The sequence below is a fragment of the Streptomyces sp. NPDC041796 genome (assembly GCF_055590785.1).
The window spans coordinates 474,214-494,719 of sequence record NZ_JBVJAH010000005.1; the positions used below are offsets into that span (position 1 = coordinate 474,214).

Annotated in this window: 23 protein-coding genes; 12 read left to right on the forward strand and 11 right to left on the reverse strand. The window is 70.4% G+C overall.

The annotated features are described in order from the left end of the window. Positions 1 to 23 precede the first annotated feature (23 nt). Positions 24 to 290, reverse strand: a complete 267-nt coding sequence (locus ACZ6C1_RS12945) for a protealysin inhibitor emfourin (RefSeq protein WP_469240312.1) — start codon at positions 288 to 290, stop codon at positions 24 to 26. A 9-nt stretch (positions 291 to 299) separates the two neighbouring features. Further along, positions 300 to 1,364, reverse strand: coding sequence for a M4 family metallopeptidase (locus tag ACZ6C1_RS12950; protein ID WP_469240314.1), 1,065 nt, complete (start codon positions 1,362 to 1,364; stop codon positions 300 to 302). A gap of 295 nt (positions 1,365 to 1,659) precedes the next feature. Between ACZ6C1_RS12950 and leuA the strand changes: the two genes are divergently transcribed. The 5 genes from leuA to ACZ6C1_RS12975 all read left to right on the forward strand — a co-directional run bounded on the left by leuA (position 1,660) and on the right by ACZ6C1_RS12975 (position 7,605). After that, entirely contained in the window at positions 1,660 to 3,417 is a 1,758-nt protein-coding gene (gene leuA, locus ACZ6C1_RS12955; protein WP_469240316.1) for a 2-isopropylmalate synthase, read from the forward strand. A 149-nt stretch (positions 3,418 to 3,566) separates the two neighbouring features. Then, the gene (locus tag ACZ6C1_RS12960) at positions 3,567 to 4,262 is read left to right on the forward strand and encodes a TerB family tellurite resistance protein (protein ID WP_469240389.1); all 696 of its coding nucleotides are present in this window, start codon (positions 3,567 to 3,569) and stop codon (positions 4,260 to 4,262) included. A gap of 56 nt (positions 4,263 to 4,318) precedes the next feature. After that, positions 4,319 to 5,308 carry an ornithine cyclodeaminase family protein gene (locus ACZ6C1_RS12965; protein ID WP_469240317.1) on the forward strand — a complete coding sequence of 330 codons (990 nt, stop codon included), beginning with the start codon at positions 4,319 to 4,321 and terminating at the stop codon, positions 5,306 to 5,308. 204 nt (positions 5,309 to 5,512) lie between these two features. Further along, positions 5,513 to 6,358, forward strand: a complete 846-nt coding sequence (locus ACZ6C1_RS12970) for a nitroreductase/quinone reductase family protein (RefSeq protein ID WP_469240319.1) — start codon at positions 5,513 to 5,515, stop codon at positions 6,356 to 6,358. A 119-nt stretch (positions 6,359 to 6,477) separates the two neighbouring features. Continuing rightward, a complete protein-coding gene (locus tag ACZ6C1_RS12975; protein WP_469240321.1) occupies positions 6,478 to 7,605 on the forward strand; it encodes a hypothetical protein in 1,128 nt (375 codons plus the stop codon). Positions 7,606 to 7,723: 118 nt separating this feature from the next. Here ACZ6C1_RS12975 and ACZ6C1_RS12980 read toward each other — a convergent pair whose 3' ends face one another. Then, on the reverse strand, positions 7,724 to 9,094 hold the full coding sequence (locus ACZ6C1_RS12980) for an FAD-dependent oxidoreductase (RefSeq protein WP_469240323.1): 1,371 nt from the start codon (positions 9,092 to 9,094) through the stop codon (positions 7,724 to 7,726). Positions 9,095 to 9,255: 161 nt separating this feature from the next. On the opposite strand from ACZ6C1_RS12980, the gene ACZ6C1_RS12985 reads away from it, so the two are divergent. The 3 genes from ACZ6C1_RS12985 (at position 9,256) to ACZ6C1_RS12995 (ending at position 11,945) form a co-directional block, all read left to right on the forward strand. Next, complete coding sequence (locus ACZ6C1_RS12985; protein WP_469240324.1) at positions 9,256 to 10,008, forward strand: hypothetical protein; 753 nt, start codon at positions 9,256 to 9,258, stop codon at positions 10,006 to 10,008. A 143-nt stretch (positions 10,009 to 10,151) separates the two neighbouring features. After that, positions 10,152 to 11,048 carry an RNA polymerase sigma-70 factor gene (locus ACZ6C1_RS12990; protein ID WP_469240391.1) on the forward strand — a complete coding sequence of 299 codons (897 nt, stop codon included), beginning with the start codon at positions 10,152 to 10,154 and terminating at the stop codon, positions 11,046 to 11,048. Between the two features lie 117 nt (positions 11,049 to 11,165). Further along, complete coding sequence (locus ACZ6C1_RS12995) at positions 11,166 to 11,945, forward strand: SDR family oxidoreductase (protein ID WP_469240326.1); 780 nt, start codon at positions 11,166 to 11,168, stop codon at positions 11,943 to 11,945. 266 nt (positions 11,946 to 12,211) lie between these two features. Here the strand turns inward: ACZ6C1_RS12995 and ACZ6C1_RS13000 are convergent, their stop codons facing one another. From ACZ6C1_RS13000 to ACZ6C1_RS13010, 3 genes are read right to left on the reverse strand one after another with little or no spacing between them, the layout of a single operon-like run. Continuing rightward, positions 12,212 to 12,823 (reverse strand): DUF7691 family protein, encoded by a 612-nt coding sequence (locus tag ACZ6C1_RS13000; RefSeq protein WP_469240328.1) that lies wholly within the window; start codon positions 12,821 to 12,823, stop codon positions 12,212 to 12,214. Between the two features lie 9 nt (positions 12,824 to 12,832). Beyond that, complete coding sequence (locus tag ACZ6C1_RS13005; protein WP_469240329.1) at positions 12,833 to 13,111, reverse strand: DUF397 domain-containing protein; 279 nt, start codon at positions 13,109 to 13,111, stop codon at positions 12,833 to 12,835. Then, a complete protein-coding gene (locus ACZ6C1_RS13010; RefSeq protein WP_469240331.1) occupies positions 13,093 to 13,932 on the reverse strand; it encodes a helix-turn-helix domain-containing protein in 840 nt (279 codons plus the stop codon). Before ACZ6C1_RS13010 ends, ACZ6C1_RS13005 begins: the two co-directional genes overlap by 19 nt. A 323-nt stretch (positions 13,933 to 14,255) precedes the next feature. Here ACZ6C1_RS13010 and ACZ6C1_RS13015 point away from each other — a divergent pair, with 323 nt between their 5' ends. Further along, the gene (locus ACZ6C1_RS13015) at positions 14,256 to 14,471 is read left to right on the forward strand and encodes a hypothetical protein (protein ID WP_126885676.1); all 216 of its coding nucleotides are present in this window, start codon (positions 14,256 to 14,258) and stop codon (positions 14,469 to 14,471) included. A gap of 108 nt (positions 14,472 to 14,579) precedes the next feature. Here ACZ6C1_RS13015 and ACZ6C1_RS13020 read toward each other — a convergent pair whose 3' ends face one another. Further along, positions 14,580 to 14,885, reverse strand: coding sequence for a hypothetical protein (locus ACZ6C1_RS13020; RefSeq protein WP_234372344.1), 306 nt, complete (start codon positions 14,883 to 14,885; stop codon positions 14,580 to 14,582). A 123-nt stretch (positions 14,886 to 15,008) separates the two neighbouring features. Between ACZ6C1_RS13020 and recO the strand changes: the two genes are divergently transcribed. From recO to ACZ6C1_RS13035, 3 genes are read left to right on the forward strand one after another with little or no spacing between them, the layout of a single operon-like run. Further along, complete coding sequence (gene recO / locus ACZ6C1_RS13025; protein ID WP_469240333.1) at positions 15,009 to 15,755, forward strand: DNA repair protein RecO; 747 nt, start codon at positions 15,009 to 15,011, stop codon at positions 15,753 to 15,755. Between the two features lie 27 nt (positions 15,756 to 15,782). Then, positions 15,783 to 16,634 carry an isoprenyl transferase gene (locus ACZ6C1_RS13030; RefSeq protein WP_469240335.1) on the forward strand — a complete coding sequence of 284 codons (852 nt, stop codon included), beginning with the start codon at positions 15,783 to 15,785 and terminating at the stop codon, positions 16,632 to 16,634. 47 nt (positions 16,635 to 16,681) lie between these two features. Then, a complete protein-coding gene (locus tag ACZ6C1_RS13035; protein WP_469240337.1) occupies positions 16,682 to 17,227 on the forward strand; it encodes a YcxB family protein in 546 nt (181 codons plus the stop codon). A 60-nt stretch (positions 17,228 to 17,287) separates the two neighbouring features. Here the strand turns inward: ACZ6C1_RS13035 and ACZ6C1_RS13040 are convergent, their stop codons facing one another. From ACZ6C1_RS13040 to ACZ6C1_RS13055, 4 genes are all read right to left on the reverse strand, one after another. Then, entirely contained in the window at positions 17,288 to 17,695 is a 408-nt protein-coding gene (locus ACZ6C1_RS13040) for a Fur family transcriptional regulator (RefSeq protein ID WP_469240338.1), read from the reverse strand. 89 nt (positions 17,696 to 17,784) lie between these two features. After that, complete coding sequence (locus tag ACZ6C1_RS13045; RefSeq protein ID WP_469240339.1) at positions 17,785 to 18,693, reverse strand: metal ABC transporter permease; 909 nt, start codon at positions 18,691 to 18,693, stop codon at positions 17,785 to 17,787. A 1-nt stretch (position 18,694) separates the two neighbouring features. Next, positions 18,695 to 19,489, reverse strand: a complete 795-nt coding sequence (locus tag ACZ6C1_RS13050; RefSeq protein WP_469240340.1) for a metal ABC transporter ATP-binding protein — start codon at positions 19,487 to 19,489, stop codon at positions 18,695 to 18,697. A 5-nt stretch (positions 19,490 to 19,494) separates the two neighbouring features. Then, positions 19,495 to 20,490, reverse strand: a complete 996-nt coding sequence (locus ACZ6C1_RS13055; RefSeq protein ID WP_469240341.1) for a metal ABC transporter substrate-binding protein — start codon at positions 20,488 to 20,490, stop codon at positions 19,495 to 19,497. Positions 20,491 to 20,506: the final 16 nt, after the last annotated feature.

The following is a 20,506-nucleotide window of genomic DNA, read 5'->3' on the forward strand; positions in this document are numbered from 1 at the left end:
CCTTCGGCCGGCACCGGCGGCGGTCACGCCCCTTCGCTCAGCACCCGCGCGACCAGCTCCCGCTGCTCGTCGGTCAGACCGGGGTCGGCGCAGTACACCGTCCGGCCGTCGACGGTGATCTCGTAACCGAACCCGTCCGGCACGCCCGCCGGCCGGTCCCCGTGGCCGTCGGCCAGTGCCGCCTCGGCCAGGGCGTGCCAGTCGCGGGCGTCGAGCAGGCCGGAGGTGTCCACCTCGGCCCGCCGCTCGATGCCCGCGAACCCGCCTGTACGGATGACCCGAATACGCATGGGCCCTGTCTACTCCGTCGGCAGCCCCACCGTCGACCAGGCCTTCACCACCGCGTCCTCCTCCGCGCCGCCCGCGCCGAACAGCTCACGGGTCGCGGCCACCGTCAGCCGGGAGAAGTCGGCGAACTCGGCGTCCACCGCCAGCCGGCCGCCGGTCAGCACGTCGTACCAGACCCGCCCGGCCCGCTCCCAGGCGTTGCCGCCCAGTTCCTTGGCGAAGAGGTAGAAGGCGTGGTTGGGGATGCCGGAGTTGATGTGCACGCCGCCGTTGTCGGCGCTCGTGTGCACGTAGTCCTCCATCGTCGCGGGCTGCGGGTCCTTGCCGAGGACGTCGTCGTCGTACGCCGTCCCCGGGGCCTTCATCGAGCGCAGCGCCACGCCCTGGACCTCGGGCGCGAGCAGCCCGGCGCCGATCAGCCAGTCGGCCTGCTCGGCGGTCTGGCCGAGCGCCTTCTGCTTGACCAGCGCGCCGAAGACGTCCGACATCGACTCGTTGAGCGCGCCCGGCTGGCCGAAGTAGGCCAGGTTCGCGGTGTACTGCGTGACCCCGTGCGCCAGCTCGTGGCCGATGACGTCCACCGCGATGGTGAAGTCGAGGAAGATTTTGCCGTCCCCGTCGCCGAAGACCATCTGGTCGCCGTTCCAGAAGGCGTTGTTGTACTCCCGGTCGTAGCGGACGGTCGCGTCCAGCGGCAGCCCGGACCCGTTGATCGAGTCGCGCCCGTACGCGTCGCGGAACAGCTCGAAGGTCGCGCCGAGACCGGCGTACGCGCGGTTGACGGTCGCGTCCCCGGTCGGCTTCTCGCCCTCGCCGCGCACCTTCTTGCCCGGCAGGGCGGTCCTGTGCCCGGCGTCGTAGACGGTGCGCCTGGGTTTGCCGGGGGCCGCGCCGGCGGCCTGGGGGACGGGAGCGGCGCCGGCGACCGTGGTGAGCCGGCGGGCGGTGCGGTTCGCGGCGTCGGTGACGAGGGTGCGGCGGGCTGCCGCGGCGATGAACGGGTCCGCGGAGCGGGACAGGTGGTCGAGCAGGTGCGGTGGGACGATCGTGCAGAACACGGGAGCTGTGGCAGTCATGCTCCGCAATGTGGCAGTGCGTAATCGACCTGTCACGCGGTGCAGTGACGATTCCCGAAAAGGAGTGATAGGTCACTGTTCGACGGTTGGCGCGCCGAATCCCGCATACTGAAACGGCACCTCCACTCACGGTGTTGCTCGGCTAGGCTTCTTCGCATCATGCGTTTCGGGCTGCTTCTTCTTAGCTGCCGCGGCGAGGGCCTGTAGTCGTAGGCCGACCCCCTCCCCGCGGAGTCTGGTGCTGCTTCGACCCAGTCGGCCGTCCCGTACAAGGACAACCGAGGAGCCCTACGCAATGTCCCAGCCCGTTGGCCGCCCCACGCCCATCACCAACGCGACGCACACCCAGAAGCCGTCCGGGATGCCGGTCCACAAGTACGGCCAGTACGAGGCCGTCGACATCCCCGACCGCACCTGGCCGGACAACCGCATCACCAAGGCGCCGCGCTGGCTGTCCACCGACCTGCGGGACGGCAACCAGGCGCTGATCGACCCGATGAGCCCCGCCCGCAAGCGCGAGATGTTCGACCTGCTGGTACGCATGGGCTACAAGGAGATCGAGGTCGGCTTCCCGTCCTCCGGAGAGACCGACTTCAACTTCGTCCGCTCCATCATCGAAGAGGGCGCCATCCCCGAGGACGTGACGATCTCCGTCCTGACGCAGGCCCGTGAGGAGCTCATCGAGCGCACCGTCGAGTCGCTGCGCGGCGCCCACCGGGCCACCGTCCACCTGTACAACGCCACCGCGCCGGTCTTCCGCCGGGTCGTCTTCCGCGGCTCCAAGGAGCAGGTCAAGCAGATCGCCGTCGACGGCACCCGCCTGGTGATGGAGTACGCCGACAAGATCCTGGGCGACGAGACCGTCTTCGGCTACCAGTACAGCCCGGAGATCTTCACCGACACCGAGCTGGACTTCGCCCTGGACGTCTGCGAGGGCGTGATGGACGTCTGGCAGCCCGAGGAGGGCCGCGAGATCATCCTGAACCTGCCCGCCACCGTGGAGCGCTCGACGCCGTCCACCCACGCGGACCGGTTCGAATGGATGTCGCGCAACCTGTCCCGCCGCGAGTACGTCTGCCTGTCCGTCCACCCCCACAACGACCGGGGTACGGCGGTGGCGGCGGCCGAGCTGGCGATCATGGCCGGCGCCGACCGTATCGAGGGCTGCCTGTTCGGGCAGGGCGAGCGCACCGGCAACGTCGACCTGGTGACGCTGGGCATGAACCTGTTCTCGCAGGGCGTCGACCCGCAGATCGACTTCTCCCAGATCGACGAGATCCGCCGCACGTCCGAGTACTGCAACCAGATGGAGGTCCACCCGCGCCACCCCTACGCGGGCGACCTGGTCTACACCGCCTTCTCCGGCTCCCACCAGGACGCCATCAAGAAGGGCTTCGACGCGATGGAGGCCACCGCCGCCGCCGCGGGCAGGACCGTCGACGACATCGAGTGGGCCGTGCCGTACCTGCCGATCGACCCCAAGGACGTCGGCCGGTCCTACGAGGCGGTCATCCGCGTCAACTCGCAGTCCGGCAAGGGCGGCATCGCGTACGTCCTGAAGAACGACCACAAGCTGGATCTGCCGCGCCGTATGCAGATCGAGTTCTCGAAGATCATCCAGGCCAAGACCGACGCCGAGGGCGGCGAGGTCACGCCCAAGGACATCTGGTCCGTCTTCCAGGACGAGTACCTGCCCAACCCGGACAACCCGTGGGGCCGCATCCAGCTGCGTTCCGGCCAGACCACGACCGACAAGGACGGCACGGACACGCTGACCGTCGAGGCGGTCGTCGACGGCGCCGAGACGGTCCTGAGCGGCACCGGAAACGGTCCGATCTCGGCCTTCTTCGCCGCCCTGCAGGCCATCGGCATCGACGCCCGCCTGCTGGACTACCAGGAGCACACGATGAGCGAGGGCGCGTCCGCGCAGGCCGCCTCGTACATCGAATGCGCCATCGACGGCAAGGTCCTGTGGGGCATCGGCATCGACGCCAACACCACCCGCGCCTCGCTGAAGGCCGTCATCTCGGCCGTGAACCGCGCCGCGCGCTGACCCGGCCGCTCCTGAACCCCGCCCTTTCCGGAGGGCGGGGTTCAGCCATGTCGGTGGCGATCTCACGCCGGGGTGCTGACGTGGCATCACTGATGTGGCTAACATCACGCCAACGCGGCAAGGCGGCCGAGGTGTTCTGGAGGTGCGACGTGCTGCACGCACGAGGATCAAGCGGGCGAAGGGTGCACATCTGCTCCATTTCCACCGCGTGGAACACCGTCGGCGACGGCCAGTTCTTCTGCCCCGCGTGCGGCGGAGACCGCAACTACCGGCGCCGCACCGGCCGTCGGCGCCTCACCCTCCTCGGCGTTCCCCTGCTGCCGCGCGGCCTCGCCGGACCGGTCGTCGAATGCGCCGCCTGCCACACCCACTTCGGCACCGACGTCCTGGACCACCCCACCACCGCCCGCTTCTCCGCGATGCTCCGCGACGCCGTCCACACCGTCGCCCTCGCCGTCCTCGCCGCCGGCGGCGTCTCCTCCCGCCCGGTCCTCCGGACCGCCGTCTCCGCCGTCCGCGCCGCCGGGTACGAGGACTGCACCGCCGACAGCCTCACCGCGCTGATCGAGGCCCTCGAAGCCGACACCGGCCGCTTCGTCGCCGACACCGGAACCCCGTGCGGCGCCGCCCTCGCCATCGAACTCCACGAGGCGCTGGAGCCGCTCACCCCGCACCTCGCACCCGCGGGACGCGAGTCGATCCTCCTCCAGGGCGCCCGCATCGCCCTCGCCGACGGCGCGTACACCACCGCCGAGCGGGACGTCCTCATCACGGTGGGCACCGCCCTGCACCTCCCCGCCGACGACACGGCCCGCCTGATGGAAGCGGCACGGACGCCCTTCTAGGACCCGCCGGGCGTGTCGCCGTGGCGACCACCCCGGCCGTGACGGACGCTGGGCAAATGCTGGTACTGGGGCGTACGCAGGTCGAGGCGCTGCTCGACATGGACACGCTGATCGACGGGCTCGGTCCCGCGATGGTGGACCTCAGCGAGGGCCGGGCCTCCGTGCCCGACCGGGTCGCCGCCATGGTGCCCGAGCAGGACGGCTTCCTGGCGGCCATGCCGGGGTACGTGCCGTCCGTCGGGGTGCTCATGACCAAGCTGGTCTCCCTCTTCCCGCACAACTCCGGCACCCCGCTCCCCACCCACCAGGCGCTCATCGCCGTGTTCGACCCCGAGACGGGCATGCCCCAGGCCCTGCTCGACGGGACCGCCATCACGGCCGCCCGCACCGCCGCCGCCTCCGCGCTGTCGGCCCGGCTCCTCGCCCGCGACGACGCGGCCGTCCTCGCCGTCCTCGGCACCGGCGTCCAGGCCCGGACGCACGCCCGCGCCATGTGCCGCGTACGGCCCGTCCGGCACATCCGTGTGGCCGGGCGCGACCCGGTCCGGGCGGGCGTCCTGGCGGACGAACTGGCGGCCACGCTGCACGTCCAGGCCGACGCCGCACCGACGTACGCCGAGGCGCTCGACGGCGCCGACATCGTCGTCGCCGCCACCCACTCGGTCGACCCGGTCGTACGGCGCGCATGGCTGGCACCCGGCACGCACATCACCTCCGTGGGGTTCAACCGGGGCGGCCGGGAGGTCGACGACGCCACGGTGGCCGACGCCCTGGTGTGCGTCGAGTCCCGGCGGGCCGTCCTGGCGCCGTTCCCCGCCGGGAGCAACGACCTGCTGTTCCCCATCCGCGACGGCGTCATCACGGCCGACCACATCCACGCCGAGCTCGGCGAACTGCTCAACGGCAGCAGACCGGGCCGCAGCTCCCCCGAACAGATCACCCTCTACAAGTCGGTCGGCGTCGCCGTCCAGGACGCCGCGGCCGCCGCACTGGTCATCGACGCGGCCCGCGAGCGGGGCGTCGGTGACGAGATCCGGCTGGACTGATGGCCGAATTTCTCCGTTGCGCGCCGTCGAGCGTCATCGGTACGTTGACACCGTGACTGCCGGGTCGGCCATGGGCCACACACGAGTAGGGCACCCGGCCTCGGCGTGACGCCGGGGCGGGCCAGAGCCCCGCCTTCTTCTGTTTTCTCTCCACGCGCGTCCGCGCGCACAGCAGTCCTTCACCCCGGAGCGGAAAGCAGAGAATTGCCCAACGATTTCAATCAGCCGATCATCGAAGAGTTCCGCGCCAACCACGGTCGCGTGGGCGGATGGTTCGAGGGGGCCCGGCTCGTCCTGCTGACGACCACCGGCGCCCGGTCCGGCAAACCCCACACCACCCCCGTCGGCTACTACCCCGACGGCGACGGCCGGATCCTCGTCATCGCCTCCGCCGCCGGCGCGCCCAAGCACCCGGCCTGGTACCACAACCTGCTGGCCAACCCCCGTGTGACGGTCGAGAGCGGCGTCTTCACCTACGAGGCCGACGCCACCGTCCTGGAGGGCGACGAACGCGACCGCGCCTTCGCCCGCGCCGTGGAGGCCGACTCGGGCTGGGCCGACTACCAGGCCAGGACCAGCCGCGTCATCCCCGTGGTGGCCCTCACCGAGGTCCCCGGCCCGCCCAACATCAACGCGAAGTCCTTCGGCGAGGCCATCAAGGTCGTCCACGACATGTTCAGGCGCGAGCTCGGGCTCATCCGCAAGGAGATCGCTGAGTCCGGGACGGCCACCGGCCTCGGCACACAGCTCCGCGTCAACTGCCTGACCGTCTGCCAGGGCCTGCACAACCACCACACCGGGGAGGACACCATGCTCTTCCCGATGCTCGCCGACCGTCACCCCGACATGGCCCCGGTGGTGGACCGGCTGAAGCAGGAGCACGAGCAGATCGCCGCCCTCCTCGCCGACCTGAAGAAGGTGGTGTCCGACGAGAATGCGGACCCCCGGCACGTACTCACCGAAGTGGAACGGCTCACGGACGAGCTGGAGGCCCACCTCACCTACGAGGAGGAGCAGTTGATCCCCGTCCTCGACGCGGCGGCCACGTAGGGACGTGACCCCGGGCCCACGGTCTTCGTTACGCCTTGGCCGACGAATTTCACCCGGGGGAGGCCATGGCGACGACAGGACCAGGTGACGCGGGGCGGGTCATCCGGATCATCCGCTCCTTGAAATCCGTGCACGACAGACGTGAATGGCTCTTCTACCTCCGGCGCGAGGCCGTCGTCCGGGCGCTCAATCCGCGCGGCGGCATCGTGCCGGAGGAGATCGGCGAGGCGGCCGATCAGATCTGTGAGGTGCTCGACCGGACCGACATCCCGTTCGAGACGAGGGACGGACTCGTCAACCGCACCTCACGGTGGACCCGGGAGAAGGTCACCCGCGGCATCCGCTTCCCCGAGTACGCGGGGCCGCAGGGCGCCACCTTCCTCGAACGGCTCGGCCGGTGGGTCTTCGAGGCCGCGCGGTCCGAAGAGGTCGGGCAGGCCCTGGACCGGGCGGCGTTCCCCTCCGGCGAGGGCGACCAGAGGCGCAGGCTCTTCGCGGTCGCCGTGGTCCAGGAGGTGAGGGGTCTGCTGTCGGAGTCCCGGCGACCGGAGGCGCAGAACATGGTCAGGTTCCGCATGGCGACGTCCGTCTTCAACGGGACACCGGAGCGGGAGATCCAGGCCCACCACGCCAGGTGGCGGGTCCTCCTGCACTCCCTGATGGCCGGTGTCGCGGCCGGCCTGAGCGCCGAGTTCCTCTTCAACAACACACTGGAGGACGCCCTCGGCTTCGGTACGACGGTCGCGGTCGTCAACGCGGTCCGGGAGGCGGCCCAGACCGGTGTCGCCCGGCTCAGCCCGGACGTCCTGGCCTTCCGCCGGCAGATCACCGCGTGGCTCAGACGCCTGCCGGACCGGATGCTCAGGCGGATGGAGTGGCCCGATGCCGAGCCGGCCGGGGACGTGAGCGAGACCGCCGACCCCCTGTGGTCGGTGCTGCACGCACTGGACGTCGGCACGGCCGCCATCGGCCGGGCCGCCGAGGAGGCCCCCGAGCTCGCCGAACTCGCCGGTCTGATCCGCAGGGCCGGCGAGATGCCGGACCTCGACGCACGAGCCCACCTGCTCGACGTGGAGACCGCCCTCCAGTACGAGACCACCGACCTCCCCACCGCCGTCACCCGCCTTGTGCTCTTCCTCGCCCAGGACGGGGACGGCGGAGGGCGGGGCGCGCGCGGCATCCCCGCCCCGCGCCCGTCGCTCGACCCGGCCCGGCGCACCGCCCCGGAGGGTGACCTGCTCCCGTGACGGGGGCGGGCGCGGCGACCCGCTCCTGTGACCGGGAGGCGCACCCCATGGCCCGGAGACGCGCATGAGCCGGCGGACCGCCACGGCGGTTCGCCGGCTCACGGCCGTACGGTACGCGTCAGCCCTGCGGCTCCGCGCTCGCCCGCAGCATGCCCTCACGCTCGACGATCTTCACGCGCTCGCGGCCCTCGGCCTCGCCCAGCGCCCGCTCGGCGGCGTCCAGGCGGTACCAGCCCTCCCACGTCGTGTACTCCACGCCCTTGTCCCTCAGGTACGCCACCACGGCGTCCTCCTCCGGGGTGACGGGCGTCAGCAGCCGGCCCTCGCGGTGGTCCTCCAGCAGGTTGGCCACCGTCTCGTTGGCGTCGCCCTTGGTGTGGCCGATCAGGCCGACCGGACCGCGCCGGATCCACCCGGTGACGTACGTCGACGCCATGTGCGCGCCGCCCTCGATCACCCGGCCGCCCTCGTCCGGGACCGTGCCGCTGGCCAGGTCGAAGGGAAGCTTCGGCAGCTCGTCGGAGAGGTAGCCCACCGCGCGGTACACGGCCTGGACGTCCCAGGTCGTGAACTCGCCCGTGCCCCGTACATTGCCCGTGCCGTCCAGCTCGGTCCGCTCAGTGCGCAGCCCGACGACCCTGCCGTCCTCGCCGACGACCTCCGAAGGCGACTCGAAGAAGTGCAGGAAGAGCTTGTGCGGCCGGGTCCCGACGTCACGGATCGCCCAGTTCTCCAGGGTCTTCGCGACCATGTCGACCTGCTTGTTGGAGCGCCGGGACTGGATGGACCCGGCGTCGTAGTCGATGTCCTCGGGGTTGACGATGACCTCGATGTTCGGCGAGTGGTCCAGCTCGCGCAGCTCCATCGGGCTGAACTTCGCCTGCGCCGGACCGCGCCGCCCGAAGACGTGGATCTCCAGGGCCTTGTTCGCCTTCAGACCCTCGTACACGTTCGGCGGGATCTCGGTCGGCAGCAGCTCGTCGGCCGTCTTGGCGAGGATGCGTGCCACGTCCAGCGCCACATTGCCCACGCCCAGCACCGCGACCTTCTCGGCCTCCAGCGGCCAGGTGCGCGACACGTCGGGGTGGCCGTCGTACCAGGACACGAAGTCGGCGGCACCGTACGAACCGTCCAGGTCGATGCCCGGTATGTCCAGGGCCCGGTCCGCCGTCGCACCCGTCGAGAAGATCACCGCGTCGTAGAACGCGCGCAGGTCGTCCAGGGCGATGTCGGTGCCGTAGTTGACGTTGCCGAACAGCCGGATCTGCGGCTTGTCCAGCACCTGGTGCAGTGCGGTGATGATGCCCTTGATGCGCGGGTGGTCGGGGGCCACGCCGTACCGGATCAGGCCGAACGGCGCGGGCATCCGCTCGAAGAGGTCGATCGATACGCCGGGGTCGGCGGCGGCCTCGGACTTCAGCAGCGCGTCGGCGGCGTAGATTCCGGCGGGGCCGGCACCGACGATCGCGACCCGCAGGGGGCGGGGCATGACGAATTCCCTTCGAGCGATGAGTGAGCGGTCACGTGAATGCTCATACGCACCCTAAGTAAGGCTCACCTCACCTCGGTACCCGCCCCCCGTCTATGACCCCATAAGTCAGGCTTATGGGGTCTCTCGCCTCCACGCATGAACCGCGCCACGCTGGAACCATGAACGGCACAGCCGGCTGGGGCGCCAGGCTGATGAACAGCTCGATCACCGGGATGTCCCCGTGGATCGTCTTCTCCCTGCTGGTCGGCCCCGACCGATACGAACTGGCCGCCGCGCTCTCCCTCGCGCTCGCGGTCGTCCTCGTGGTCGTGCGGCACCGGCCGGTGTTCCTGGAGGTGGCCGGGCTCGTCTTCTTCGCGGTCCTCACCGTCGTCGGCATGATCGCCCCACCGGAGACACTGCGATGGCTGGAGACGTACGCCAACGAGATCTCCAACATGGCGATCGTCGCGCTGGCGGTCCTCTCCGTCGCGGCACGGGCACCACTGACGACCCCGTACGCCCGGAAGAAGGTCCCCCGCGAGTTCTGGCACACGCACGCCTTCGTCCAGGCCAACGCGGTCGTCACCCACGCCTGGGCCCTGGCCTTCCTCGTGGCGGCAGTCGCGGGCCTGATCGGCGACCTCGTGCTGCACGACCCCGACAACCTCTGGACGGCCTGGCTGATCCAGGCCTCGGCCCTCATCACCGCCATGCGCTTCACCGAGTGGTACCCGGCCGTCCCCAGGCCCCCCGTCCGCAGCCTGCTGATGCCGTTCGTCGGCCTGCTCATCCCCATGGGCGTCCTCGTCCTGATCTACGACGCAGCCCCCCGCTGGTTCGCGGTGGGTCTCATCGTCGTGGGCGTGATCCTGGCGAGGGCCCTGCGGAAGGAGGTCGTGGTGGCCAAGCAGGAGGGGCGGGAGCCCTAGGGTGCGTTTCTGGTTCTGATCATGTGGCTGGGCGGAGGCTGCGGAGCCGGATGACCGCATGGTGCTACACGCGGGCCGATGTCCCATCCGGGGCAACTGCCGGATGCCGGATGTTCCCGCGCCTCTGGCAGGCTGGGCGCGTGATGTCAGGGATCGCCGAGGAGTTCACTGCCCACCGCCCCAGGATGTTCGGCCTGGCCTACCGGTTGCTCGGTTCCGCCGAGGAGGCGGAGGATGCGGTGCAGGACGCGTATCTGCGCTGGAGCAGCGCCGACCGTGCGGTGATCGATCACCCGGGGGCCTGGCTCGCCAGGGTTGTCACAAACCTCTGCCTCAACCGGATCACCTCCGCCCGTGTGCAGCGCGAGCAGTACGCGGGGCCGTGGTTGCCGGAACCGGTGTTCACGCAGGACGGGTCGCTCGGCCCGATGGAGTTGGCCGAGCAGCGCGATGCCGTGTCGACGGCGCTGCTGGTGCTGTTGGAGCGGCTCACGCCGACGGAGCGTGCGGTCTACGTGCTGCGCGAGGCATTCGGCTACGGTCATCGGGACATCGCCGGGGTGCTCGACCTGAGCGAGGCCAACTGCCGCCAGTTGTACCGCAGGGCCATCCAGCGGGTGGCGACGCCCGAGGCCCGCTTCACACCGGCAGCCGAGCAGCAGCGCGAACTCGTCGAGTCCTTCGTTGCAGCGGCACGTGAGGGCGATCTGGCAGGACTGGAGAAGCTGCTCGCCGAGGACGTCACCTGGTGGAGCGACGGCGGCGGCAAGGTCACCGCGGCCCGGCGGCCCCTCGTTGGCCGGGAGACGGTCATGCGCTTCCTGGTGGGCGGCGCGCAGCGGTTCGAAGGCGGCTTGGACCTCACGGTCGCCGAGGTCAACGGGGCGGCGGCGCTGGTGGCGCACGCGGCGGAGCAGCTCATCGCCGTCGCCTCCTTCGAACTGCGCGAGGGCGTCATCGCCCAGGTGCGGGCCGTCGTCAACCCGGACAAACTCATCTTCGCGGGCCGCCAGTTCGCCGCCATGGCTCCCGGAGCGTGAGCCGCGTGCGAGTGCAGACACGAGGAGGCTGTCACATCTTTGGATGCTCGTCGGTTCCCAGCGGGTGACGGGCGCTCCACCGGGGACCGCCCGCCCACCGAAGGGACGACAACTGCGATGACCACGATCCTGGTGACGGGCGGCACCGGAACGCTCGGCCGGCACGTCACCGAGCGGCTGCGCGCGGACGGGCACGAGGCGAGAGTGCTGAGCCGGCACTCCCGGCCGTACGCCGTGGACCTGCGCGAGGGCACCGGGCTGGCCGCTGCCGTCGCGGGCGTAGACACGGTCGTGCACTGCGCGACCAACCCACGCGGCGGCGACGAGCAGGCGGCACGCCATCTGATCGAGGCGGCCCGCCGCGCCGGGGTACGGCATCTGGCGTACATCTCGATCGTCGGCGTCGACCGGGTGCCGCTTGGCTACTACCGGACCAAGCTTGCCGTCGAAAGGCTGATCGAGGAGTCGGGGCTCGGCTGGACCGTGCTGCGCACGACGCAGTTCCACGACCTGGTGCTGCAGTTCCTCCAGGGCTCGGCGAAGCTCCCGGTCATGCTGCTCCCGGCGCAGGTCGCCGACCAGCCGATCGAGGTGGCGGAGGTCGCCGCCTACCTGGCCGAGCTCGCAACCGGGGCGCCCGCGGGGCGGGTGCCGGACATGGGCGGCCCCGAGGTCCGTACGTTTCCGGAGTTGGCCCGGGCCTATCTGCGCGCGAGCGGACGACGCCGTCCCGTGCTGAACGTGCGCCTGCCCGGCAAGGCCTACCGCGGGTTCCGGGCGGGCGGGCATCTGACGCCGGAGCGGGCCGTGGGTAAGGTCACGTTCGAGCAATTCCTGGCGGGACGTTTTCCTGCGCGAGGCCGACGCCCGGATGGGGGCGCGTGCCGGGCGGCGTGAGGGCATGCCCCCACGGGCTGGGGCCCCAACGTGAGATCCGGCTTCGGGCCGCCGGCCGGTCTGGTGGAATGCCGGCGTGGCGCATGCGGCACTTACTGATGAAGAAGGGGAGTTGATCGACCCATTCCTGTCGATAGGCAGGTTCGGCCCATACCCAGAGCGGTTGCGGCAGCAGTTCGAGGGGGCCATCCGGCGGTTCCGCACCGGCAGCCCGTGGCGGGACATGCCGGCTGAGCACGGCGCATGTGGGAACAGGCCCTAGAACCTCACGACACGAACCCCACCACGCCGAAACCGGGACGGGCCTGGGCGTGGCGCAGCCAGCCGATGACGTCCATGACGGCGTCGACCACCTCGGGCTCCAGCGGCGGGGCGTGACCGTCCCTCTTGGTCCGCTCGAACTGCTCCAGGGCCTCCACGCACTCCTCGTGCGTCCACTCGCCGCAACGCGGCAGGTCGTAGGTGGGGACGCCCTGAGGCATACCGCCGTAGTAACCGAACTCCGCCACGGAGACGGCGGTGATCCGCAGTGCCCGCAGCCCTTCGTCGACGATCTCCAGCCAGTCGCCCCGGAACGGACAGAAGGAGGAGTTGTCGAGGAAGGACCCGGTGAGGGAGCACAGCCGCTTGTAGGCGTAGCCGTACTGGAAGCTGTACTCCGCGTCCGCGTCGTACGGCCCGCCGTGCACCACCGCTCGCAGCGCCTCGTACGCCGTGGGGGCGCCCTTCTCGATCTCGGACGAGAACCAGTCGTCGGACGACGCCAGGTCGTCGGCGAAGCGGTCGCGTATGACTTCCAGCAACTGCTCGTCGCCGGAACCGACGAGGGTACGGGCGGCCTTGGGGTCGAGCAGGTACACGCTCAGCGAAGAACTCATGTGATCACGTTAACCACCGGCACTGACACTCTCGACGAACGCCCGCCACGCGGGGGCGGTGACCACGAGGAAGGGTCCGGCGGGGTTCTTGCTGTCCCGGACGGGGACGACGCCGGGGAGGTCGTCGCGGACTTCGAGGCAGTTGCCGCCCTCGCCGTTGCTGTACGTGCTCTTCCGCCACGGGGCGGCGCCGGGGAAGTCGTACGCCACCTCTACGCAGTCCCCGCCCTCGCCGTTGCTGTGGGTGCTCTTGCGCCAGCGTGCGGTGCTCAGGTCGTAGTCGCGCATCGTCTCAAGTCCTCAGCCGCCGACTCGATCAGGGCCCGGGACGCCTCCGGCGACAGCGCGGCGACCCTGACCAGATCGTAGGCGCGCTGTGCCCGCTTCACCACCGCCGGATCGTCCAGCAAAGTGCCCGAAAACGCCGTCTCCGTATAGGCGGTTGGCGGCGCGTCCTCGAACTCCATGAGCTTCAGCGCTCCCATCATGGACGCGTGTGCTCCCGCCTTGCAGGGGATCACCGTCACCAGCACCGCGCGCTCGCGGGCCAGCGCCGCGATGCGCTCCAGCTGGGCGGCCATGACGGCCGGGCCACCCACCGGGACCCGCAGCACGTTCTCGTGCAGGGTCACCCAATATTCGGGCCTTGTAGCGTCCGCCAGGATGCGGGCCCGCACCAGCCGCGCGGTGACCTTCTCGTCCACGTACTCCTCGGAGGCGAACGGGTTGGCCGCCACGGTCACCGCCCGGGCGTAGTCGGCGGTCTGCAGCAGTCCGGGCACGACCGTGGGGGCGAACTCGCAGATCCTCGTCGCCAGCGCCTCCAGCTCCGCAACCGCCCGGAAATACTCCGCATACGGCGACTTGTTGATGAGTTGACGACACATCCGCTCGAAAAAACCATCGGTTTGTAGGACCTCGTCGATCCTCGCCGCCACGTCCAACTGGGGTTTACGGATGGCCTGTTCGAATTGGCCGATGTATCCGCCCGACACGAAGACCTTCCGCCCCAGGTCCTGCTGCGTCATTTTCGCGGCTTCGCGCCGGTTCTTCAGCTCCGTGCCGTAGAACTCCCAGGCGGCCTGCCTGGACGAGCCTGCGTTGGCCATGGCTTAACACCCCAGTCCTGCCGCGCAGTTGTAGCGCGTGCGCAACTGCCAATGCTAGGGGCGCGGGTCCATCCTGGGGGCAGTTAGCGGGAAATGGATTCGGAAAGGTCGGCGTTGGTGAAGAAAGAGGTTCAGGACGCGGAGAAGGCGGTGGTGGAATTGCGCGCGGCACTGCAAAGGGCGGGAATCACGCTGCCCTCGCCGGGGTTGGACCCCGTCACATGTGCCGCCGAGCCCCCTTGGCCGCTCGTCGAACTGGGACGTTGCACGGTGGAGACGGCGCGCAGGCCGGCCGCCGTCCTGCCGGAGGAAGGTGGCCGCTGATGAGCCTGCCCGTGGGGTCGTACGTCGTCGATGTCCGTAACGGGCGTGTGGGCCGCGTGATGGGGCACGTGGGGCCGTACCTCCAGCTGCGGCCCATCGGCGGCGGGCGGGAGTGGGACTGCCCGCCCGAGGGTGTGCGGCCGGCGACGGACGCGGAGCGGATCAGCGCGGCGACGTCGTACGTGAACGCGCGGAGCCGGGGTGAGGTGCCCTGAGGTCGTCACCCGTACCAAGTGATGTTGCAGATGTACACGCACGCGTGGCGGGGGACGGCCAGGAAGCTGATGAAACCGCGTCCACCAAGGATGTCGAACTCCCTGAGCTCAAAGTCCGGCCTCCGCGGCCGCTGCCTCGTGAATGCTGCGGATCTCGGAGATGGCTTCGGCGGGATCCTGATCGCCCGCGTCGATGATCCGTTCCAGCTCACGCAGGCGCGCGGCCCGCTCCGGGTGGCGCTCGATGGCGACGAAAACCGCCCACGAATGTACGAATGCCCGCAGAGGTGCGAGGCTCGCCGCCTGCTGTGCGTTGGTGGTCGCCTCGAAGAGGTGCTGGGTGAGCGCGGGAATCCGGCTGGGGGCGATTCGGGCGACTGCCGCCCGCAGGCCGTCGGGGGTCAGTTCGGGCATGGGGATCAGCCGGCCGTGGGGGCCGTCGGGCCGGGCAGTCACAGGGACCTCCGGAGCGGGCGTGTCCGTGGGTTCGTACGCTACCGGTCCCAGGGCGTCCTCCCCGTACGGGACAATGTCCCCATGACCCTGTTCCGCGACGACGGCATCGTGCTGCGCACCCAGAAGCTGGGTGAGGCGGACCGCATCATCACGATCCTCACGCGCCGGCACGGGCGCGTGCGGGCCGTCGCGCGGGGTGTGCGGCGGACGAAGTCGAAGTTCGGGGCGCGGCTGGAGCCTTTCAGCCACGTCGACGTGCAGTTCTTCGCCCGGGGCTCCGAGCTGGTCGGGCGCGGGCTGCCGCTGTGCACGCAGAGCGAGACGATCGCCCCGTACGGCAGCGGGATCGTCACCGACTACGCCCGCTACACCGCCGGTACCGCGATGCTGGAGACCGCCGAGCGGTTCACGGACCACGAGGGCGAGCCGGCCGTGCAGCAGTACCTGCTGCTGATCGGGGGGCTGCGGACCCTGTCGCGCGGGGAGCACGCCCCGCACCTGATCCTCGACGCCTTTCTGCTCCGGTCGCTGGCCGTGAACGGATACGCGCCGTCGTTCGACGACTGCGCGCGGTGCGGGATCCATGGGCCGAACCGGTTCTTCTCGGTCGCCGCGGGCGGGGTCATATGCGGCGACTGCCGGGTGCCCGGGAGCGTCGTACCCTCTGCGGAGGCCGTCGGTCTGCTCAGCGCGCTGCTGACCGGCGACTGGGAGACGGCGGACGCGTGCGAGCCGCGCCACGTCAGGGAGGGGAGCGGACTGGTGTCCGCCTATCTGCACTGGCATCTGGAGCGAGGGCTGCGCTCCCTTCGGTACGTCGAGAAGTAGAAGCAGATTGAGGAGAGTGTGAGCCGCATGGCACGACGCGGATTCCTGGGCCGGTCCCGCCGCGACTACAAGGACGTCGAGCAGCACCCGTCCGGCGCGCGACCGCCGAAGATCCCGGGCGAGCTGGTGCCGAACCACGTGGCGATCGTCATGGACGGCAACGGCCGCTGGGCCAAGGACCGCGGCCTGCCGCGTACCGAGGGGCACAAGGTCGGCGCCGAGCGCGTCCTGGACGTCCTCCAGGGCGCGATCGAGATGGGCGTCGGATCCATCTCCCTGTACGCCTTCTCCACCGAGAACTGGAAGCGCTCGCCCGACGAGGTGCGCTTCCTCATGAACTTCAACCGCGACTTCATCCGCAAGACCCGCGACCAGCTCGACGAGCTGGGCATCCGGGTGCGCTGGGTGGGCCGGATGCCCAAGCTGTGGAAGTCCGTGGCCAAGGAGCTCCAGATCGCCCAGGAGCAGACCAAGGACAACGACCGGCTGACTCTCTACTTCTGCATGAACTACGGCGGCCGGGCGGAGCTCGCGGACGCCATGCAGGCCATCGCCGAGGACGTGAAGGCCGGAAAGCTCGACCCGTCGAAGGTCGGCGAGAAGACGATCCAGAAGTACCTCTACTACCCGGACATGCCGGACGTGGACCTGTTCCTGCGGCCCAGCGGCGAGCAGCGCACCTCCAACTACCTGATCTGGCAGAGCGCGTACGCCGAGATGGTCTTCCAGGACGTGCTGTGGCCCGACTTCGACCGCCGCGACCTGTGGCGGGCGTGCCTGGAGTTCGCCCAGCGCGACCGCCGCTTCGGCGGGGCGATCCCCAACGAGGAGCTTCTCGCCATGCAGGGCCGGCCCGAGGGTGATCATCCGGTTGTCTGACCGGGCCGCTACGATCACGGGCCGTCTCACTACGACTGGGAGGGTCCGTGACCGAAGAGCGGTCCACATCGACGCGGGACGCCGTGGAAATGACGTACCTGCCCGTTCTCGCCGACGCGGTGGGGGCGATCCGCGCCCGGGCGAAGTCCACCCCGTCGGGGCGGCTGCAGAACGGGGTGCTGCTGGCGGGCGGAATTCCCGTACTGGGTGCCCTCGTCCTGAACTTCACCAGCTCCAAGGGGCCGAGCACCGGCGGGGTGGCGTTCTGCGTCGCGGCCCTGGTCCTGCTGATCGGCCTGTACGTGCTGGTGCCCGGGCTCCAGGGGCAGCAGGTGCACCGGATGTACGCCACCCAGGGGGAGTTCCGGGTGATCGTGGACGACGACGGCGTACGGCAGTACTCGCGCGACCTGGACATGACCTACCGCTGGCCCGCGCTGCCCCGGTACGTCGAGACCGGTGAGCTGTTCGTGCTGCTCACGGGCGACCGGCACGGCGTGGGCATGGCCATCCTGCCCAAGCGGGGCCTGGCCGACCCGGCGGACGCCGACCGGCTCCGGACGATCCTGGACCGCAACATCACCCGCATCTGACACGCGGACGTGAAAGGGGCCCGCACCGGACACTGCCGGTGCGGGCCCCTCACACACGTGTCACTTGGCGGCGCACTCCGCGCACGTACCGAAGATCTCCACCGTGTGCGCCACGTTCACGAAGCCGTGCTCGCCGGCGATCGCCTCGGCCCACTGCTCCACCGCCGGGCCCTCCACCTCGACCGCCTTGCCGCACATGCGGCACACCAGGTGGTGGTGGTGCTCGCCCGTGGAGCAGCGGCGGTAGACCGCCTCGCCGTCGCTGGTGCGCAGCACGTCGACCTCGCCCGCGTCGGCGAGGGACTGCAGGGTGCGGTAGACCGTCGTCAGGCCCACCGAGTCGCCGCGGTGCTTGAGCATGTCGTGCAGCTCCTGCGCGCTGCGGAACTCGTCCACCTCGTTCAGCGCCGCCGACACGGCAGCTCGCTGCCGGGTCGACCGGCCGCGCACGCCGGGGGTTCCAGCCATCGCCACAGGTGCCTCCTCAACACTCGGCCCGCTCACACGTACGTCGGGCCATTCTGCCAGGCCCCGCCAGAGGGCCCGGCAGCCCCGCGTCAGACCTTGCCGACGCGGACGTCGTCGCCCGTCGGGCCGCTCGTGCCCGGGACGGCCACGTCACAGCCGTCCACGGCCACCGGCTCGGCCGCCCTGGCACGGCGCCGGGCCAGGGGCGCGGCCAGGACGGTCAGCACGATGAACACCGCGATGGCCAGCAGGACAATCGTCGCGCCGGGCGGCACGTCCTGGTAGTAGGAGGTCGCCGTGCCGGCCAGCGTCACCCCCGTACCGATCAGCACCGCCAGCGCGAACGTCATCCGGAAGCTCCGCGTCAGCTGCTGCGCGGCCGCGACCGGCACCACCATCAGGGCGCTGACCAGCAGCAGCCCCACCACCCGCATGGCGACCGTGACGGTCACGGCCGCGGTGACGGCGATCAGCAGGTTCAGCACCCGCACGGGCAGGCCGGTCACCCGGGCGAACTCCTCGTCCTGGCTGACGGCGAACAACTGCCGCCGCAGCCCCAGTGTGACCAGTATCACGAACGCCGCGAGCCCGCAGATGGCGGTGACGTCCTCCTCGGACACCGTGGACAGCGAGCCGAACAGGTACGAGTTGAGGTTGGCGTTCGAGCCGGTCGGCGAGAGGTTGATCAGCATGACGCCGCCGGCCATGCCGCCGTAGAAGAGCAGCGCGAGCGCGATGTCGCCACGGGTGCGCCCGTACGCCCGGATCAGCTCCATGGTGATCGCGCCGGCGATGGAGACGGCCGCCGCCATCCACACGGGGTTGGCGGACATCAGGAAGCCCAGGCCGACGCCGGTCATGGCGACATGCCCGATGCCGTCGCCCATCAGGGCCTGCCGGCGCTGCACCAGGTAGATGCCGACCGCCGGGGCGGTGATGCCGACCAGGACGGCCGCGAGCAGCGCGCGCTGCATGAAGGCGAGCTGGAGGATTTCCATGTCAGGTCAGCAGTCCCGTGCGGAGCGGCTCGTCGGCCGCGTGCGGATGTACGTGGTCGTGGCCGGGGAGCGCGTGCTGGCCGACGGCCCTCGGCGGCGGTCCGTCGTGGACGACGCAGCCGTCGCGCAGCACGACCGCGCGGTCGATCAGGGGCTCCAGGGGGCCCAGCTCGTGCAGGACCAGCAGCACGGTCGCGCCGCCCGCGACCTGCTCGCGCAGCGTCGAGGCGAGGATCTCCTGGCTGGCCAGGTCGACGCCCGCCATCGGCTCGTCCATGATCAGCAGCTCGGGCTCGGCGGCCAGGGCGCGGGCGATCAGCACCCGCTGGTGCTGGCCGCCGGACAGGGCGCTCACGGAGTCCTTGGCGCGGTCGGCGAGCCCGACGAGCTCGATGGCCCGTTCCACGGCCGCCCGGTCGGCCCTGGAGGGCCACCTCAGCTTCGTACGGGAGAGGCGGCCGGAGGAGACGACCTCGCGGATCGTGGCGGGGACGCCGCTGGCGGCGGTGGTGCGCTGCGGTACGTAGCCGACGCGCGACCAGGCGCGGAACCGCTTCAGCTCCGTACCGAACAGCGAGACGGACCCGCCGGTGAGCGGCACCTGGCCGATCACGGAGCGTACGGTGGTGGACTTGCCCGAGCCGTTCGCGCCCAGCAGCGCGACGACCTCACCGCCGTGGACGGTGAGGTCGACGCCGCGCAGCACGGGGCGCGAGCCGAGCGAGGCGGTGGCCGAGCGGACGGATATGACGGGCTCGGTTATGGCGGGCTCGCTGCTCACTTTGCTGCCTCCCATGCGTGTCACCGGGCGCCGAGGGCCTTCTTGAGCGCGGCGAGGTTGGATTCCATGACCTCGATGTAGTCAGTGCCCTTGGACCGCTCGGTGATTCCCTCCAGCGGGTCCAGGACGTCCGTCTTGAGGCCGGTGTCCTTGGCGAGGGTCTTGGCGGTCTTGTCGCTGGCGAGGGTCTCGAAGAAGACGGTCGTGACCTTGTCCTTCTTCGCGATGTCTTGGAGCTCCTTGACCCGGGCGGGGCTCGGCTCGGACTCGGGGTCCATGCCGGAGATGCCCTCCTGGTCCAGGCCGTACCGCTCGGCGAGGTAGCCGAAGGCGGAGTGCGTGGTGATGAAGGTCCTGGTGGTGGTGTTCTTCAGGCCCTGCTGGAACTTCACGTGGAGGGCGTCGAGCTTCTTCACCAGCTCGGCGGTGTTCTTCTTGTACGCCGCCGCGTTGTCCGGGTCGGCCTTCTCCAGGGAGGCGCCGACGCCCTTGGCGACCTCGGCGTACTTCGCCGGGTCGAGCCAGATGTGCGGGTCGGCTCCGGCCTCCTCGCCCTCGTGGCCGTGTTCGTCGTGGGCGGCGTGCTCCTCCGGGGACTCGCCCTCGTGCCCGTCGTGGCCGCCGGTGGCGGTGCCGTGCTCCTCCAGCTCGGTCAGGGTGCCGGCGTCGACGGTGTTCTTGATGCCCGCCTGCTTGATGGCGTCGTCGACGGCGGGCTGGATGCCCTTGAGGTAGAGGATGTAGTCCGCCTCGCCGAGCTCGCCGATCTGCTTGGGCTTGAGCTCCAGGTCGTGCGGCTCGACGCCCGGCTTGGTGAGGGTGGTGACGGAGACGCGGTCGCCGCCGATCTCCTCGGCCAGGAACTGCATGGGGTAGAACGACGCCACCACGTTCAGCTTGCCGTCCTCCTTGGCGGCGGCGGAGCCGGAGGAGCCGCCGCAGGCGGAGAGCGTGACCAGGCCGAGGGCCACGGCTCCGGCGACGGCGGTGGTGGGTATGAGGCGTCGTACGTTCATGGGATTCATTTTCAAC

Coding starts and splice junctions, on each gene's coding strand:
- ACZ6C1_RS13055 (WP_469240341.1), bottom strand. CDS start 20,490: ATGAACGTACGACGCCTCATACCCACCACCGCCGTCGCCGGAGCCGTG.
- ACZ6C1_RS13045 (WP_469240339.1), bottom strand. CDS start 18,693: ATGGAAATCCTCCAGCTCGCCTTCATGCAGCGCGCGCTGCTCGCGGCC.
- ACZ6C1_RS13020 (WP_234372344.1), bottom strand. CDS start 14,885: ATGCCCGAACTGACCCCCGACGGCCTGCGGGCGGCAGTCGCCCGAATC.
- ACZ6C1_RS12990 (WP_469240391.1), top strand. CDS start 10,152: ATGTCAGGGATCGCCGAGGAGTTCACTGCCCACCGCCCCAGGATGTTC.
- ACZ6C1_RS12995 (WP_469240326.1), top strand. CDS start 11,166: ATGACCACGATCCTGGTGACGGGCGGCACCGGAACGCTCGGCCGGCAC.
- ACZ6C1_RS12945 (WP_469240312.1), bottom strand. CDS start 290: ATGCGTATTCGGGTCATCCGTACAGGCGGGTTCGCGGGCATCGAGCGG.
- ACZ6C1_RS13040 (WP_469240338.1), bottom strand. CDS start 17,695: ATGGCTGGAACCCCCGGCGTGCGCGGCCGGTCGACCCGGCAGCGAGCT.
- ACZ6C1_RS12980 (WP_469240323.1), bottom strand. CDS start 9,094: ATGCCCCGCCCCCTGCGGGTCGCGATCGTCGGTGCCGGCCCCGCCGGA.
- ACZ6C1_RS13015 (WP_126885676.1), top strand. CDS start 14,256: ATGAGCCTGCCCGTGGGGTCGTACGTCGTCGATGTCCGTAACGGGCGT.
- ACZ6C1_RS13030 (WP_469240335.1), top strand. CDS start 15,783: ATGGCACGACGCGGATTCCTGGGCCGGTCCCGCCGCGACTACAAGGAC.
- ACZ6C1_RS13005 (WP_469240329.1), bottom strand. CDS start 13,111: ATGCGCGACTACGACCTGAGCACCGCACGCTGGCGCAAGAGCACCCAC.
- ACZ6C1_RS13050 (WP_469240340.1), bottom strand. CDS start 19,489: ATGGGAGGCAGCAAAGTGAGCAGCGAGCCCGCCATAACCGAGCCCGTC.
- ACZ6C1_RS13010 (WP_469240331.1), bottom strand. CDS start 13,932: ATGGCCAACGCAGGCTCGTCCAGGCAGGCCGCCTGGGAGTTCTACGGC.
- ACZ6C1_RS12950 (WP_469240314.1), bottom strand. CDS start 1,364: ATGACTGCCACAGCTCCCGTGTTCTGCACGATCGTCCCACCGCACCTG.
- ACZ6C1_RS13000 (WP_469240328.1), bottom strand. CDS start 12,823: ATGAGTTCTTCGCTGAGCGTGTACCTGCTCGACCCCAAGGCCGCCCGT.
- recO (WP_469240333.1), top strand. CDS start 15,009: ATGACCCTGTTCCGCGACGACGGCATCGTGCTGCGCACCCAGAAGCTG.
- ACZ6C1_RS12985 (WP_469240324.1), top strand. CDS start 9,256: ATGAACGGCACAGCCGGCTGGGGCGCCAGGCTGATGAACAGCTCGATC.
- ACZ6C1_RS12965 (WP_469240317.1), top strand. CDS start 4,319: ATGCTGGTACTGGGGCGTACGCAGGTCGAGGCGCTGCTCGACATGGAC.
- leuA (WP_469240316.1), top strand. CDS start 1,660: ATGTCCCAGCCCGTTGGCCGCCCCACGCCCATCACCAACGCGACGCAC.